10 protein-coding genes, 1 tRNA gene and 1 pseudogene are annotated in these 15,242 nt (G+C 36.9%); 4 read left to right on the plus strand and 8 right to left on the minus strand.

Annotated elements, in window-relative coordinates; translation table 11 throughout:
* Nucleotides 1-79: 79 nt before the first annotated feature.
* Nucleotides 80-156 (plus strand) — tRNA-Pro (locus AADY36_RS09675).
* A gap of 257 nt (nucleotides 157-413) precedes the next feature.
* Complete coding sequence (locus AADY36_RS09680) at nucleotides 414-692, plus strand: hypothetical protein (RefSeq protein WP_342408901.1); 279 nt, start codon at nucleotides 414-416, stop codon at nucleotides 690-692.
* Nucleotides 693-811: 119 nt separating this feature from the next.
* Here AADY36_RS09680 and AADY36_RS09685 read toward each other — a convergent pair whose 3' ends face one another.
* The 4 genes from AADY36_RS09685 to AADY36_RS09700 all read right to left on the minus strand — a co-directional run bounded on the left by AADY36_RS09685 (nucleotide 812) and on the right by AADY36_RS09700 (nucleotide 3,305).
* Nucleotides 812-1,789 (minus strand): replication initiation protein, encoded by a 978-nt coding sequence (locus AADY36_RS09685; protein WP_342408902.1) that lies wholly within the window; start codon nucleotides 1,787-1,789, stop codon nucleotides 812-814.
* A gap of 594 nt (nucleotides 1,790-2,383) precedes the next feature.
* Nucleotides 2,384-2,710 (minus strand): hypothetical protein, encoded by a 327-nt coding sequence (locus AADY36_RS09690; RefSeq protein ID WP_342408903.1) that lies wholly within the window; start codon nucleotides 2,708-2,710, stop codon nucleotides 2,384-2,386.
* A 159-nt stretch (nucleotides 2,711-2,869) separates the two neighbouring features.
* On the minus strand, nucleotides 2,870-3,115 hold the full coding sequence (locus AADY36_RS09695; protein ID WP_055022469.1) for a hypothetical protein: 246 nt from the start codon (nucleotides 3,113-3,115) through the stop codon (nucleotides 2,870-2,872).
* Entirely contained in the window at nucleotides 3,105-3,305 is a 201-nt protein-coding gene (locus AADY36_RS09700) for a hypothetical protein (RefSeq protein WP_054562581.1), read from the minus strand. Before AADY36_RS09700 ends, AADY36_RS09695 begins: the two co-directional genes overlap by 11 nt.
* A 785-nt stretch (nucleotides 3,306-4,090) precedes the next feature.
* On the opposite strand from AADY36_RS09700, the gene AADY36_RS09705 reads away from it, so the two are divergent.
* Nucleotides 4,091-4,966, plus strand: coding sequence for a hypothetical protein (locus AADY36_RS09705; protein ID WP_342408904.1), 876 nt, complete (start codon nucleotides 4,091-4,093; stop codon nucleotides 4,964-4,966).
* A 235-nt stretch (nucleotides 4,967-5,201) separates the two neighbouring features.
* Here AADY36_RS09705 and AADY36_RS09710 read toward each other — a convergent pair.
* Both AADY36_RS09710 and AADY36_RS09715 read right to left on the minus strand, forming a co-directional pair.
* A pseudogene (locus AADY36_RS09710) lies at nucleotides 5,202-5,856 on the minus strand (EAL domain-containing protein).
* A gap of 279 nt (nucleotides 5,857-6,135) precedes the next feature.
* The gene (locus tag AADY36_RS09715) at nucleotides 6,136-7,005 is read right to left on the minus strand and encodes a LysR family transcriptional regulator (RefSeq protein WP_285221304.1); all 870 of its coding nucleotides are present in this window, start codon (nucleotides 7,003-7,005) and stop codon (nucleotides 6,136-6,138) included.
* Between the two features lie 845 nt (nucleotides 7,006-7,850).
* On the opposite strand from AADY36_RS09715, the gene bla reads away from it, so the two are divergent.
* Nucleotides 7,851-8,726, plus strand: a complete 876-nt coding sequence (bla, locus tag AADY36_RS09720; RefSeq protein WP_124007622.1) for a class A beta-lactamase — start codon at nucleotides 7,851-7,853, stop codon at nucleotides 8,724-8,726.
* Nucleotides 8,727-9,502: 776 nt separating this feature from the next.
* Here bla and AADY36_RS09725 read toward each other — a convergent pair.
* Together AADY36_RS09725 and AADY36_RS09730 are read right to left on the minus strand one after the other, a co-directional pair.
* Complete coding sequence (locus AADY36_RS09725; RefSeq protein ID WP_342408906.1) at nucleotides 9,503-12,976, minus strand: ATP-binding protein; 3,474 nt, start codon at nucleotides 12,974-12,976, stop codon at nucleotides 9,503-9,505.
* Nucleotide 12,977: 1 nt separating this feature from the next.
* Nucleotides 12,978-15,236 (minus strand): hybrid sensor histidine kinase/response regulator, encoded by a 2,259-nt coding sequence (locus AADY36_RS09730; protein WP_342408907.1) that lies wholly within the window; start codon nucleotides 15,234-15,236, stop codon nucleotides 12,978-12,980.
* Between the last annotated feature and the right edge of the window lie 6 nt (nucleotides 15,237-15,242).

Genomic DNA, 15,242 nt, shown 5'->3' on the forward strand with positions numbered 1-15,242 from the left:
TTGCCTGAACAATTAACAGGCAATCGAACAGCGGAGATATTGATTTTTATAAAAAAAGCCGTACTATGGCTTGCAACGTCGGCATATAGCGCAGCTTGGTAGCGCACTGTCATGGGGTGTCAGGGGTCGCAGGTTCAAATCCTGCTATGCCGACCATCTTTTCCCCTTTAATATCAAATACATATAATGCACCACTTGTATATTAGCAACTTCTAATTTGTATTATTTTTGTATTATATTTGTATAACTTATTTTGAAATTTCTCTTTTCATACACGTAAATCAGATAACTTTTCCTAATGAATACTTAGGACCAAAACAGATTCTTAATATTCCCTACTAAATTTAAAATCTTAGTATCATACGGTATGCTAACTTTGTAACTGTTAGAAATTGAATTTTAATGGGGAACGCATGAAAGAAGTGATCAAAATAGAGATATTGTTTAATGAGATGGCAGAACAAGTTTTTAGCTTTATTAAAAAGTCTGAACAAAGTTTCCCTCAAGGTTGGGTTCCAGCTACCTTTATTAAAAAACAGCTAAATCTTACAAAAAATGCTTATCCACAAGGAAACAAAACTGACAATAAAACAGGATGGCTATTTTCTACTTTAGCTCGCCACTTACAAGATCGTGGCAAAGTAAAATTTAAGAAAATCGGCTCTCGGTCTTACTATAAATCGAAAAATTAGAAATCCGTACTTAAATACAAATGTAATTTTTAAAAATTTGCACTTTAATAGCAAAAAATGTTCTGAGGAGTTTTTCGTTAATATCTAAACCACTCCTCATTTTGCTGCTATCACCAACACTAAAGGACTATTACTGTATTCCGCTTCATTGAGTTTTTCATTTTCAGTTTTAATTGTTCACGATAAAACTTTTCTTTGGGCCGTATTTGTAGAATCTCTGCATATTTAAAACACTTTTCTATATCCCTTTTAGTCAAACTAAAATCTTCCTTGTACTCTTTCATCTCCTCTACATATTTTTCAAGCAATTTAAGATTAGTAGAGGCCCAGCTTGAGATCTGTTGAGGTGCAGGTTTTTTAGGATATCTCATGAGCCGCGGCCTAATTGGGATACAGCTTTCAAGGTTTCCTTTTATAAAGAAAGAAGCACCAATAACTGTCGTAGATGGCTTAACTCTATGGTATACAACTTCAATATCTGTATGACTGTTAATTCTATCAACAGCTGGTTCAAGGAGCTTTTTATTAAAGTCTGACCAATATTTATAATTTTTTGAGATACCTAGCTTTTCCTTCATCCATTTAAATCTTATTGGTATTTGCACCGATTCATCTTTGGTGAACTGACATTTAAACTGATGTTGTTTCAACCAAGCGTAAACACGTAATGATAAAACTGTATTGAGGTTCGAGATATGTTGGAGCTTAATTCTTGTAAAACCAGACTTGAATTCAAAAACATACTTTTTGATTTCTTCTGAAAACTTTCCAGTAATACAAACACCATGTTCCTCTGAAGTTCCATAAACTATTGAATCAAATATCTTAATTTCTTTCTCTTCTCCATTTTCATTTACTGTTAGATTTTTATTTCTAAGACTATTTGCAGAGTTAAACAAATCACGATGAACGTTCTTATCGGATAAATTCCACTGTTCAGAGAATGTCTTAGGGTAAATAACTAACTCATCTGTGTTTGGTTTTCTAGAATCAACGATGCTTAGAGCAAATAAAAATAAACGTAACTCATTAATATTCATTGAGAAAGCTGAGCTTAAAAGCTCATTTCTCACTACAATATCTGAACAAAAAGGCATAAATCTAAACGTACCACTTCTAACGCAAGCTTAATCAATTGAAAGGAATGATAAAGAAAAAAGGAAAAGACTTACAAATTTACAAGAATCTTCAATAATTATTAGTTTAGCAAAACCAAGTTCCAGCCTAATAGGGGAAATTACATATTTTGAATATAGTGGAGTTTAAACTTAGCGAACAATATAAACCATTGATTTTGTGTACTTAAAATGACTTACGCACAGGACTTTTCTTTTCGAATCCGTTAAATACTCTTTTTTAAGCCGTTAAATTTTCATACTAATAAGTTAAATCCTCGTGTCTAAATTAAAAACTAATTTTTTATCAATAAGTTACTTTAAAGCAATATACATGTCTAAAGATCAATTAACAGAGCAACCATTTTTGCTTTTTTTCAAGCTTAGGAAACAATAGCTGCTGGTCAAATTTGGAGAGAAATACCGCCCAGCAAAGCAAAGCAAAATGATTGCACGGAAACAGTTGAGAAGTTCATATGTTGAAATTATGACTAAAGGAATGGAGCTCAGTTACAGCCTCAAATGTCAGAGGCTGTAAGTTTTAAACCATTTTTATTAAAAACTAATACTATTTACCTATACACATCTAAATACAAATGTCACTTCTTTTGAGTTATAAAATGCACTCATGTTTTCACCACTACCTATAAATGCACTGTCCCCCCCAGAACGAACGCTGTCTCTTAGTTCATATTTTCCATCACAATGCTCATACATTTTTTTGTAAGCATCTTTCCTTCTCGATTCCTGAACAAAAGATGCTCCTTCTGCTAAATATGAGACTGTAAACCATTCTTCAGAGCTCGCATTAGTAGGTGCATACTCACCATAATCATTTAAAGGTTTAACACTTGATACACAACCAGAAAGAAAGATTGCAATTAACGGGGTCCATAGTTTCATTTTTACTCCTTAAACAAATGAATTTGACCTATTTTGCCATTATGGCTTTAACCTATTATTATATAATGATTTTTCTTTAATTTCCTATGGTGTAATAGACTTTTACCGTGAACCAAAAAAAAGCGCCTTTAAGGCGCTTTGGTGGACAAACATAGGAGGTTAGTAAAACCTTAGTAACACATACTCAAGCATCTTTTTCATGCTGGGTGTGTGCTTTTCTGCATAGAGATAGTAGCCCGTTGCACCCATTACAAATTTGGTGCAAAACAGGCTCATTACGATTAGCCAAACGAGATTTTCTGTGGTCTTAAGCTGATAAAACGTAAATCCAACACCACTGAATAGAATCAGTGCGATAACAATCTCTATACGATTGCGATAGATAAATGAGTGTTTAAAACTCATCAATTCCACCGCAAGAAATATCTATCCCCCAATCAGTATCATCAAATACAGAGAAAGAATCACAGTTTGTTGTATCAGAGAAATCACTGTTATCTGTGCCAAATACGTTGCCACCTATATCAACACAATTGCCATTATCAGCATCATTGATAGGTAAACCGGTTGCAGGATTAATCGATGTAGTCGTCATTTTATAACCTCTTAGAGTGGGTGAGTTCTCTTTAAAAGTTAATGATTTTGTGATAAAAAACAAACTCGTTTGACTGCGAAGCTCAGCAACAAACAGTTTGAATTATCACTTCCTTCTTTTCTATTTATCTCACTATTCACAGACAATATTACTTTGTTTTGTTACGAAGTAGACTTACTTTTTCGTCTGAAAGACATCAAATCTGGCCTAATTCGGAACGAAATTAGGCAATAAAAAGCGTCTCAGAATGAGACCAATAAGTCGCGTAATGTGCCGTAGGCGAAGCCGAAGAAACATGGAGCAGCGCGAATGTACAGCTGGTCTGTACTCACCGCGATGATGTTTCGCCCTAGCGAAATTCGGTTGAAATTTGGTACAAATTGAAAAGCGAACCACCTTTTCGATAGAAAAGTAAGCGATATGATGAAGGCGGATAATGGGGCACCCATCGCCTGTTCATAAAGCGGCATTGTGGCGGTGAGTACAGAGCGTAGCTCGGTACATTCGCGCTATGGCTTAATACGCTAGAGCGGTAGCTCGTTGAGTCAGCTCGTTGCGGAGCAACATCAGAGATGACGGGCGTTTTAAGCCATATGTTTGAACAACAACGTTGTGAAGACATCAGCTGAAAGCTGCCTGTTGTTGCGATAATCATCGCGACAACTCTGCCGGGCACGCGCACAAAGCATCCCGGTAGGAAAATCGGCAAACAATCGCTAAACAGCGATAATTTGCAAGGTGGGTTGTTAGTTAAAGATTCAAACTAACAACCAAGGTCTTTAGAAATGAAAAACATCCAAAACAACAATACCAGTAGCCAACTTCAGCTCGCATACCCTCGCTATTTTGATATTGATATGCGCTACTATGAAGGTGCAAACAATCATCAAAAGTTTAGCAATCGCCTGAGGCTCTCAACCCTCATTGCCATTCGATTTACTATCATCACACCAGGCCTTGTGAGTTGGCTTTATGGCATCTCACACCGATTAGCCTTGGAGCATTTAAATAGACTCACTAGTGATGGCTTTTTAAAGCTCGTTAAAACACATCGCAGCCCCGATGGGCGCGTCTATGTTCCAACCTACAGTGCTGCAAAGTACGCTGAAGAAATAATGAATATTGATGTGTACTTCAGAGCCAATACCAACCCCGCTTTACAGTTTAACCATAACAACGTAATGCATAACTTAATTAACGCCTTTGTGATGCTAAGAGGCATTCACAATTATCACAGTGATGGCACCTACGCCCCCATGTGGCAAAGCTTTATAACTGAACCCGAATTCAAACGCGCCAATACAAGCACAGAGACCCGAACAGTCGATGGCACAGTTCGCTTATTAGATGGCTCAATTGCAGCCATAGAAGTCGAACACTCCTTCAAGAACAAAACAGCACGGCAAGCCATTCTTTTAAAGTACCTAGCCTCACTTAAAAATGGCGACTACGACAAAGTGTTTTTATTCTCCCAATCGCAGCAAATTTTTGACGACATAAAGCGACTGCATGAACAATTATTCGAAGAATTGACAACACGGTTCGACAAGAAAACCCGACACCCTCTCCTATCGCCTGAAGATGTCGAGCTACTGCAATCATCAGTTATCTATCGAACCAAGTTATGTGAAGAAATAAGTGAGATGTTTTATGGTGACTAGATGAGTTTTCCGGTATGGGCAGAGTCATAAGGGCATAACTCGTTACTGGACAAAAACACGTTAGAGTATTTAATCAGTAACGCCGCGTTAAGTAGTGAGCAACTCTATCGACAAAGCGAACATTTTTCAATACATAGGCAAAGAGGTCCAAGCCCGGTGGGCGATGCCACTTAATATCGACACTCAACAATCATACCAAGTATCTTTTGAATACTTCCTTCATTGAGGCATAAGGTCAGTTAAAACAACTTGCCAATTTAAGCCCCCTTTCTTTTTTAGCATACTCTTGCAAAAACTCTTCTAATGGTATGGGTTTGGAAAAAAGAAAACCTTGTAAGTATTTGACATGATAGTTAGCCAAATATTCTTGCTGTTCTTCCGTTTCAACACCTTCAGCAACAACCTCGAGAGAGTCGATTCGCTAACTCTATCGTACTTTCAACTAAGTGCCTGGAGGTAGGGTTGCTTTCAACTCCTTGAACAAACATTTGGTCTATTTTTATGTAGTTGACTTGAAATTTTTGAAGGTTAGCAAGACTAGAATGCCCAGTGCCAAAATCGTCTATCGCGATTTTGCACTCCAATTTTTTGAGGTCGCTAAACAACACTTCGGTTGACTCATAAAAATCCAATACTTCTCGCTCAGTTAACTCCAAAACAAGCATGATATTTTCTTGATTTACAGTTTGAATAAACTCTTTACACTCATTCGCCAAACCCATTCCACGACAATACTGCCAAAACATATGGACGATACTATCAGCCCTATTTAGCGCTTGTTCTTGCAACAAACTCACAAAATATTTATACGAAAATTGCAAAACTATTAAACTAAGAGTGACGCTCGCCAGAGTAACGAACAGTGGTCTTACTCTACTGAAGTCTATCATTTGGCTACCTCAGCCCTTACTATCCGAGTTAATCTAGTTACTTGTTTTAACAATGGTTGTAATATTATCTGAATTGTTCTGTTGCTCCTGATTTTCTTACATACCTACATATTTCGGAGCATTCATTTTTCTCTTTTTAAATCAATCACTATTTTTTACATCTTAAACAAGAACGTAAGAAAGCGACGATGGTTAAAAGGGAACTCCAATGAACAAAATCAAAGAGGTAATTAGATGACTCTTACAGCTGGACGTTTTCAGATTAATACGCGCTCACTATCAACAATACTCCAAGATCCACTGCTTGAATAGCGTTTGCGCTTTGGTCTCAGTTTGGCTTTGTCGTTTTGTTAGCCAGTAGGAGCCGCTGTCGAGAAAGATATCGAAGGGTTGAATAAGCTTTTTTTCCATTAGTGTCTTTTCAAACATAACGGGAGGCGCTAATGCAATTCCGAATCCCTGAACTGCGGCTTCAACCATCGAAATGGATGAGTCAAAGGTGATACTGTTGAGCTTGGACTTAGGTAGCGGTATATGGGCTTTTTGAAACCACAACGCCCACTCCTCAGGGCTGTATGAACGCAGCAAAGTGTAGCCCAGAATATCCTGCGGTTTCTCTAATTGATGGCCGATCGTTTTATTGCAAAGCACGGTTAAGGGGGCTGGAAACAAACGTTCTGCTTCGGTCGCATGCCATCTGCCTTTGCCATAACGAATAAAGAAGTCCAGCCCTTCGGACACAGGAGCCGCCACATTGTTGTTGGTCGAGATTCTGACATCGATATAGGGAAAACGTTCATTGAAGTCTTTGATTCTTGGGAGCAACCAGTTCAGAGCAAAAGTGCCCACAGCACCAACACAGACCACTTCTCGGTGAATTCCTTGTTCAAGCATCTCTAACGTATCGATCATACTGTCAAACGCATTTCTAACCACCGGCAATAACATCATTCCTTCATCGGTCAGCGCTAACCCTCGCGGAAGACGATAAAACAGCGCTTTCCCCAGTTGCTGCTCCAACATCTTAACCTGTTGACTGATCGCCGCCTGCGTGACACAGAGCTCGATAGCGGCTTTAGTGAAGTTCAAATGCTTAGCAGAGATAAGAAATGCCCTTAGTGCATTCAACGGAAGATGTGTGATATTCATAATTAGCTCTTAGTTAAACTTATGGCTGAGTTCAGTTTTAACATATTGTTCTCTGATACGTCTATCCTTACGATTGTTGTGTTTTTAGAGTGATACGTAATAAAAACCAATAAGTAATAGTTATAAATGAACAGGTTCATTTCAATGTATGTGAGAAGATTAACCATCAATGCAGTAACTCTAGCTATGTTGTTTACGCCTACCATTAACGCGACTAGCGTGGGAGATGTACCCTCATCCCTGAAAACTTAAAGCTCTTGTGGAAGGCAATTCGACGGGAAACCCACCCAAATAAACACGCCGCCGACACCACCGGCGAACGAGGTATGGGTCAGCAGTACAGGCTCGACCGCTGGATTTGGTGCTTATGTGGTTTACATTCCAAGCTAAGATGCGGGTATGTGATTCGTGCCAATTAAAACTACCCAAGTCAGGAATGCGTGAAAGCGGCTTACCATATTCTTTAGGCAGGACTAGAACAATAAGCGTATCAGGGTAGATAAAGTTTGAACAAACAATCAGGAATATAACTAGCGTACTTAAAGTGAAACAGCTGCTCTCAGTACCATCACTGATAACGTTGCAAAACCAATTAAGGCAAGGAGATCGGAATTAGCAAGATCTAATTAAATCAATTGAAAGCCCGTTTTTACCTCAATTCAAGAGAAACTGATAAACCTATAGGTATTTTTAAGTTCCTATACTCATAAACAAACATTATATCCTTAGTGATCTACAAAAAAGTTGTTAACAAATACTTTGGTAATCAAGTATTTCAGAGTGGATCATAAAACCACCAAATTTTATATAAATTCAACCACCATATTAATTTTTAAGGGTTAGAAATGAAAAAACATATCGTATCTAAAAATAAATCGTTATCTTCAAAATTATTTATTTCTACTAGTTTTTTGCTCTCATTCGGTGCCTATGCTTCAGATTTAGAGCAAAGAGTTCAATATTTTGAAGATAAAGGTTGGAGTATTGGAGTAACTGTTTTAGATACGGAATCAGGTAACATTAATTCTGTAAATGGTGATAAACGTTTTCATTTTAATAGCACTATAAAAGCATTAGCATGTGCAAATATCTTATCTAAAGTCGATAAAAATAAGATCTCATTAGATGACTCCATCTATCTCAAGAAAAGCGATATTGTAACGTACTCTCCTGTAACAGAAGATTACGTAGGTAAAAAACTAACCTTACGAAAAGCATGTAAAGCTTCTTTAACATATAGCGACAATACTGCAGCTAACTATACAATATCTGCAGGTGGCGGTCCCGAAGGGCTGACGAAGTTTATGCGCTCAATAGGAGACGATGTACTTAGATCAGACCGATACGAGCCCGAGTTGACTAAAAATATCGAATACGATATTCGAGATACGACGACAACGAATGCAATGGCATCCAGTCTTAACAAGCTTCTATTAGAGAATGTATTATCCGAAGAGTCTAAGCTTCAACTTAAACAATGGATGAAGGGCAATAAAGTGGCAAACGACTTGTTAAGAGCCTCTCTGCCGCAAGGTTGGGCCATCGCAGACCGTTCTGGGGCAAGTGACTACGGCGTAAGAGGAATTATATCAATGGCTTGGTCTAAGGATCATGAACCGTTGATTATTACCATGTATGTTCGAAAAAGTAACACTACGATGAAAGAACGTGATCAGGTAATCGCAGAGATCGGCAAAGTAATTTTTGAACAATACCCGTAACAATTTTTAACCACCACCGTTAAATCGGTGGTGGTACGATAAATTGCCGTCCAAAGAGCATATTTTTAATTGTATTTAGGGCTATCTATGTCAATCAGTTGTTCTCGTGTATTTATAAGCAGTTCATTCTTAGAAAAATAGATTTTGTATAATTAATAAGGTAAAGCTTTGAATTTATTCTATCTAATTACTCTAATATGGACACTATTGATTATTTCTTGTGTTTAGGTTGAATATACTAAAGAAATCAAAAACCTGATCACTTTACTTCTCTTTTTAGATATAAAAAGTTTTTAGCATCGAGGTAGCGTTATTGAACCGAGTACCCCACGTTTAATAGACATCTTACTAAGTTTAGCAAAGAAGCGGTTAGCTTAACCAGTCCTTCACAGTCCCCATTGCCAAGGAGCTGGTACTGTGTCAGCTCAAGACAGGGGAAAGGTTAACTTTGAAAAGTAATATGTCGTATAATGCATATCCATCTTAACTGGATCAGAACAGTATGCGTACTGATAGATCGAATTTACCCTCCTCCTTCGTTATATATCGTGATGATTAACAGCATGTAGTATTAGAAAGTGGATAACTTTTGCTAGGGTAAACTCATATTAATAGAGTATGAATGAGTAAAAGGTCTAACGCATAAAGGGGCAAAGATTAGTCAGCAGATAACCCACCAATGGACAAAAAAGAGTTAGTGTCGGCGGATTGCTCTATGCAATTTATATAAAGTGACCCGCCTAATTAGCACCGCCTCTCTAAGACTTAAGCAGAGCTTACTTGTAAGGCACTGTACTTTTTATAACGTCCTCTACTAACTTAGGTATCATTTGTTCAATAGAGGCTAGCTGAGTGCCTATATCCAAACTACCTTTCTCTGCTATCACCTCAATATCAGAGAATAACTCTCTTAATTTGTTAGCGCTTATTTCACCACACATCCCTTTTAACGCATGCGCTATTTGACGGACTTCTTCACTATTCCCCTGTTTGTGTTGCTCTATTAGTTCCTGCACTTTAATAGGTGCTTTTACAACAAACACTTCACAAATTTTGTTTAGTAAGACTTCTTTATTTAATAATCGTGCAAGGGCTTGTTCGCGGTCCCAGAGCTTTTCTTCTTTGAGTTCATTTCCGGCAAGAGGAATTGCTTTAGATTGCCCCTCGTAGCTTGATAAAGACCATTTGACGACCTTTTCTAATACTTTAACTGCCTCAATTGGCTTACTCACATAATCACTCATGCCCACAGCTAAGCATTTTTCCTTTTCACCAGCCATAGCGCTTGCAGTCATTGCAATGATAGGAATATCAATAAACGACTCTCCTGCTTTTCCTGTGCGTATTTTTTCACATACTTGATAACCATCTAAAATTGGCATTTGGCAATCCATTAGTATGCAATTTATTTGCTTTTCATTTGTGTTGTACTGATTTAAAAGTGCTATTACATCTTGTCCATTACTTGCTGTTAAAATATTGATTGGCAGCTCATCTAATGCGCCTTTAGCAACCTCAATGTTTATTTCGTTATCATCGACAATCAATACCGTACACTCTTTTAATTGCTCAGTGATATCATCTGAAAGTTCAAAGCCGCTGGTTTCAGAAAGTAGATATAATGGTTCACTTTTTGGCACTTCGTAGCCGGCTACTTGCACCAGCTCTGTTTGGGTTATCGGTTTGGTAATTTGAGATACTTTTGATGCAATACCTTTAGGGAGTGGATTTCCTGGTTGATGAAGTGTTATAAACTGAGTACTGAGTTTATTTTCGCTCAAAACTTCAATGATTGAACCTATATTATTCGTTGTATCATCTTCATAGTCTAAGAATACGTAGTCAAAAGCTTTGTTTTTATGGACGCCAAGCTCCGCCATAGAGCATGTGCTGACAATACCGCCTTGTAAACTGAGTGTCTTATCCAAAATTTCCCAAATATTCTGATTACTGCTCGCCACCAAAATGGCTTTATTCTCGTAGCATTTTTCATTAACGTGAATGTTTTCTGCACTGCACCGAACTTTAATATTGAAAGTGAAAACACTGCCTTGATTTAAAGTTGAACTTACAGAAATGTCTCCATCCATTAATTGGCATAATTGTTTACAAATAGACAAGCCGAGTCCGGTCCCCCCAAACTTTTCTGATATTGATGTACTTGCCTGCTGAAACGCATCAAATAATTGTCCTTGTGTACTAGGCGCGATCCCTATTCCCGTATCTTGGACGTTCACTTTTAAATCATGTGTATCTTCTGATATGCGCTCAGAACTAACAATGACTTTGATATAGCCTTTGTCAGTAAATTTTATCGCATTACTGATTAAGTTATTTAAAATTTGGGTGAGTCTGAGAGGATCTGTTTTAACATGTTCACAGTTTAAGTTACTGGTATCTAAATATACATTTAACCCTTTATCAAACGCTCGAATAGCACTCGATTCTACTAGTCGTTCAATCAACAGTTGTAGATTGATTGTTTTAAGATTTAGATCCAGTTTACCTGCTTCGATTTTTGATAAATCAAGTATGTCATTAATTAATAGATTTAAATTTGATGCACTAAGATCCATCATTTCAACTAGGTTTCGTGATTTATCAGACAACTCTTCGCGTTTTAAAATGTTTAAAGTGCCAATGACTCCATTTAGTGGAGTACGAAGCTCATGACTGATGTTCGATATGAATGCACTTTTTATATCGCTATGCTTAATAGCATCATCTTTGGCCTCTGCAAGCGCTTGAGTACGCTTTCGAACTTTCGCTTCTAGTTCGGTATTTAATCGTTTTACTTTTATCTCTGCATCTTTTTCTTTTGTTATATCTCTAATAATTAAAGCAAGCCCTATTAAGATATTGTGTTCAGAAAAAACGGGGCTAACAGATATAGCGTAATGAAGCGTTGTTTCGCCAAATTGTTCAGATAATTCATCTTTAATTTGTGATTTAGAGCTTTGAATATCAATTACGTAGGTGTGGATGGGTAATTTTGAGAGAAACTCAACATCTTTAGCTAGCTTCCCTAGTGCTGTCACTTTAGAAATTGATAACAAACGCTCCGCCGTATTATTTATACTTGTTAACTCACCTTCTAAATTTAACCCAACGATTGCATCAATAGACCCATCAACTATCGCAGACGCTTCTCTGCGGGCTTCTGCTAATAACTGACTTCTCGTCGCATTTCTGTAAAACATTAAAAGTAATATAGATGTAAAAACGCCTATCGCTGCTAGGAAGCTATAAGTAATTTCTCGCTTCTCATTAATTAATGTTTCTATGTATTTTTCAGGCACTAAAAGATTAAAGTTGATATAACCATACTTATTTCTAGGCCTTGTTTTCACCTTTGTAGAATGTACATAAAACTGCAAGTTGGAGTTAAGTTTTGATGTTATTGTATAGAGGCCCTGATATTGAACTTTCTGACTATATACAGTATCCCACGTTGTGTCTGGGTTTAAATCTCTAGTAAATTGATATTCTTCTACAGGATGGTAAATAAAGTCACCTTCAGAACTGCTAATAATTAACTCTGAGTAATCGAACACTGTCTGTTTAAGATTATTTATGAGTGAATTCGCATTTACATTCATAATTAAAAAGGCATATCGTTTTCCTTTATCACTAAATATTGGGATAGAAAAACGTAACATTGGTTGGTAAGGAAAAACCACTTCACCAAATTCTTTATTTAAAGTAAGTGGCGACATGTAAATTTGATTCGTTTCAAGCTGAGAGCTTGGTAAAAAATATGGCTCACCACTTTTTGCCTGCAATGAGTAATTAGGAACAGCCTCTACAGATGCGCCTACCCGTTGCACGCGTATTAACTCTTTACCCTCGGCCGTAACAGCAATAACACGGAGTTGCTCAACAGCAAGATTATTCTCCATAAAACCAATAAAGATAGTTTCTAAACGCTCTTTCCATTGGTTGTATGTAGTACCATCGTACGGATCAATTCCATCATTAAATTCAGCTCTTGGTAAGCCAGATATGGGGGGAGTCGAGTATAAAAAGCGGAGATCCGATTTTGACTCGGCAATTGAACTTGTCACGATTTCTTTTAAGCGTTCTTGAGTCTCAGTAAACTCTTGATCAATTGATCCCAAAACATCATTTTTAACGTGCCCTTCAAAAAAATAAACTGCAAATAATCCAAAAATGCAAAACACAAAGGAAACTATTGTTAAAAAGACCTTCGAACCAACAAAACTTGCACCACCTTTATCATGAATATTCATACTATGTCCGTTCGATATTTGTTTTACACCACTTTAGCAAGATAGACCTTAAAGCGTCATACTCGAGTGGCTTTGCGATATAATCATCCATTCCGGCATCAAAACAGCGTTGCTTATCAGTACTTAATACATTAGCAGTTAAAGCAATAATTGGTGTATGTTTGAAAGCAGAAAACTCTCTGATTTTTAAAGTAGCTTGGGGACCATCTAATACTGGCATTTGCATATCCATAAAGATGATATCAAATACACCTAGTTCACATTGTTCAACAGCTTCCTGACCATTGTTTGCCATATTTATAGAGGTGATATTAAATTCATTAAGCATCGCTTCAATCACTATCTGATTAATGTCATTATCTTCAACAACAAGGGCATTAATATTCGATAAATCAATAACTTTTTTGGATGTAGTTAATAAAATATCTTGGTGATCTAAGTCCATTGAAGATAGTGTGCGCTTTGCTTTTAAATCAAAATAAAAGTGAGACCCCTCTCCCAATGCACTTTCAACTTTAAGTGGTGCTTCCATCAAATTTAATAATTTATTTGATATAGTAAGGCCTAAACCTGTACCACCAAAACGCCTTGTGATAGACGTATCTGCCTGAGAAAATGCTTCAAATAGTGTACCCAAGTGTTCACTTGCAATCCCAATCCCTGTGTCAGAGACATTAAATGTAAGCTTTACTTCATCAAGCCCAATCTCTTGTATGTTCACTGTTAACGAAACACTGCCTCTCTCTGTGAACTTTACAGCATTCCCCAGCAGATTAATTAATACCTGCTTTAAACGTGTTTCATCGGCCAAAAACGCCAATTTTTCAACTTCCGGTGTTGTAGATATATAAAGCTGAATATTCTTACTATCTGCTTGTTCCTGAAATAGATGCCTTAGCTCTTCTAAAAGATAGCTTAAATCTACTGGTTCAGACTCAAGCTCAATTTTTGAAGCCTCAATTTTACTCAAATCAAGAATATCGTTGATAATCACTAATAAGCTTGCACCTGAAGACTGTATCAGATGTAGCATTTTGCTTTGTTCTGATGTGAGCGTCGTGCGAGCCATCTGGCGAGCCATACCTAAAATACCATTCATAGGTGTTCTAATTTCATGGCTCATGTTGGCTAGAAACTCTGACTTAACTTTTGTTGTATGCTCCGCACTATGCTTCGCTTCAGAAAGATCTTTACTTAGTTCTCTAAACTTATTAGCTGCCTTTGCTAAAATACCAATTTCGTCATTTCGTTTTAACTCATAAATTGGAGCTTCCAAATCTCCATTTAAGAAATGTGTAAAGCTATTTGTTAAGCGTTTAATCGCACGTGTAATTTGCAGGTGAAAAAATAAAGATAGAGCGACAATGTAAATAACAACCATCAAGGCAAGTGCATTTAGAATGCTTTCTGTCATTAAAACCGTTGTTTGAGCATCCCGTTTTATTTGTTTTAGTTGAGTTAATGAATCTTCCCTTAAACTATTTGCAAGCGTACTAAATTCAATTGCATCTCCAGCCATTACTACATTTACTAAGCTCAAATAGTTTCGATTAGCCTGAACACTTTTTGAAAAAGCATTTCGATAGCTATTAGACAAATCGATCATATTTTTAAATTTAGATCTATCTGCAACGTTTTTAGATAGCGAGTTCAGTGTTTTTTCAACTTCAGCTCTTTTGGCATAGTCTTTTTTTGTTAAAAATTGATTAGCATCACGGTGCAGCATATGCCATAGGTTTAGGTACTCTGTAACATACAACTTCTCATTTGTATCAGTAGCCTTAGCTTTTAAATTTTCAAGAAGTGAAACTGCATTCAAATAAATTTGTGGTAATTCTTTTTCAATTAAGTCATTCCGTTGTGTAAAACGAAGTGTCAGTACTTTTAAATTAGCGCCATAACGACTTACAAGCTCCGTCATACCATCAAGGTGAATTTGAATACTTTCTGCGCCTTTTCCTATATTTATTTCAGTTAATCGACTTTCAATACTGTCATAATTTACCATGATTTTTTTAAAAACGGGTGCACTACCTGATGCACCATAAACTGAGATATCCCTTTGCATCTCAACAATATCTTTATTAATTTTTAAAATATCCACAGCATAGTTGCTAATCTTACCGATGTTATTGAAAGAGTCCTCAATCGCTTTAAGCCTTTGATTAATAATCAAATAACTCGCACTCATAGCGACAAATACAAGCACCATCGCAAGCGACATTTTTGCAGCTAGAGATTTTGAAAATAAACTTAACAATTTACT

It is taken from the genome of Pseudoalteromonas sp. D15MCD-2 (assembly GCF_038562745.1).
Classification (GTDB): Bacteria; Pseudomonadota; Gammaproteobacteria; order Enterobacterales; family Alteromonadaceae; genus Pseudoalteromonas.

Excerpts from the sequence above, each read along its gene's own strand:
- AADY36_RS09680 (WP_342408901.1), top strand. The coding sequence starts at position 414 with ATGAAAGAAGTGATCAAAATAGAGATATTGTTTAATGAGATGGCAGAA.
- AADY36_RS09685 (WP_342408902.1), bottom strand. The coding sequence starts at position 1,789 with ATGCCTTTTTGTTCAGATATTGTAGTGAGAAATGAGCTTTTAAGCTCA.
- AADY36_RS09690 (WP_342408903.1), bottom strand. The coding sequence starts at position 2,710 with ATGAAACTATGGACCCCGTTAATTGCAATCTTTCTTTCTGGTTGTGTA.
- AADY36_RS09695 (WP_055022469.1), bottom strand. The coding sequence starts at position 3,115 with ATGAGTTTTAAACACTCATTTATCTATCGCAATCGTATAGAGATTGTT.
- AADY36_RS09700 (WP_054562581.1), bottom strand. The coding sequence starts at position 3,305 with ATGACGACTACATCGATTAATCCTGCAACCGGTTTACCTATCAATGAT.
- AADY36_RS09705 (WP_342408904.1), top strand. The coding sequence starts at position 4,091 with ATGAAAAACATCCAAAACAACAATACCAGTAGCCAACTTCAGCTCGCA.
- AADY36_RS09715 (WP_285221304.1), bottom strand. The coding sequence starts at position 7,005 with ATGAATATCACACATCTTCCGTTGAATGCACTAAGGGCATTTCTTATC.
- bla (WP_124007622.1), top strand. The coding sequence starts at position 7,851 with ATGAAAAAACATATCGTATCTAAAAATAAATCGTTATCTTCAAAATTA.
- AADY36_RS09725 (WP_342408906.1), bottom strand. The coding sequence starts at position 12,976 with ATGAATATTCATGATAAAGGTGGTGCAAGTTTTGTTGGTTCGAAGGTC.